Origin of the sequence: Iodobacter sp. BJB302 (genome assembly GCF_002735645.1) — a bacterium.
Lineage (GTDB): Bacteria > Pseudomonadota > Gammaproteobacteria > Burkholderiales > Chitinibacteraceae > Iodobacter.
On record NZ_PDZG01000190.1, the window covers coordinates 1 to 666 of the forward strand.

Genomic DNA, 666 nt, shown 5'->3' on the forward strand with positions numbered 1-666 from the left:
AGCATTTTGCTTAAAATGGCATCTTTACGAGCCTTGGGAATACGCGACATGATAAGTAACCAGCCCCCTGAGTAAGTTGGAATCCCTGAAAAGGGAGTATCTCAACTATCCTGACACAGGGGGACCTGTTCGCTCTATTAAAGACTTTTTAAGCTGTTTAGGCAGTATCTTTCTTCCTCCAAGTTTTCCATCTTCAATTTTGGAAGAGTCGCCAAAACGATATGCAGCGATTTTGCGACCATCACCGCCAGTAACTTTAAATGTTTCTAGTGGTACACCTTGGTCTCTTACATCTGCCGCCGCTCTTGGCGGGTGGTTGTATCCGTAGGTCTCTTTGAGGTCTTCTGTTGTGATGTGACCGTGTTTGATGATGTGGTCTATCACAACCTTGGCTCTGTGTGCCGTAACTTTTCGTGCAAGTTCAAGCACTTTCTCGTCTGCTGACATTTTGTTACCAATTTTTGAGTTGACATCCTCAAAATTGTACGCTTGTCAGCCGTTTTCGAAAAGCTGTAAGTTTATAGACGAAAAAAAAGCCACTTTATGAACTGCACCCCAAAAGTTGGACACCCGTCCATATTTTTGGGGTGTTTTTATGTCCAAGTACTCAACGCAATTCAAGCTCTCTGTCGTTCAGCAATATTTAACTGGCGAAGCAGGTATCAA

1 protein-coding gene is annotated in these 666 nt (G+C 43.4%); it reads right to left on the reverse strand.

The features are described from left to right. Nucleotides 1–105: 105 nt before the first annotated feature. Nucleotides 106–447 (reverse strand): hypothetical protein, encoded by a 342-nt coding sequence (locus CSQ88_RS22570; protein WP_099400276.1) that lies wholly within the window; start codon nt 445–447, stop codon nt 106–108. Nucleotides 448–666 lie beyond the last annotated feature (219 nt).

Coding starts and splice junctions, on each gene's coding strand:
- CSQ88_RS22570 (WP_099400276.1), bottom strand. CDS start 447: ATGTCAGCAGACGAGAAAGTGCTTGAACTTGCACGAAAAGTTACGGCA.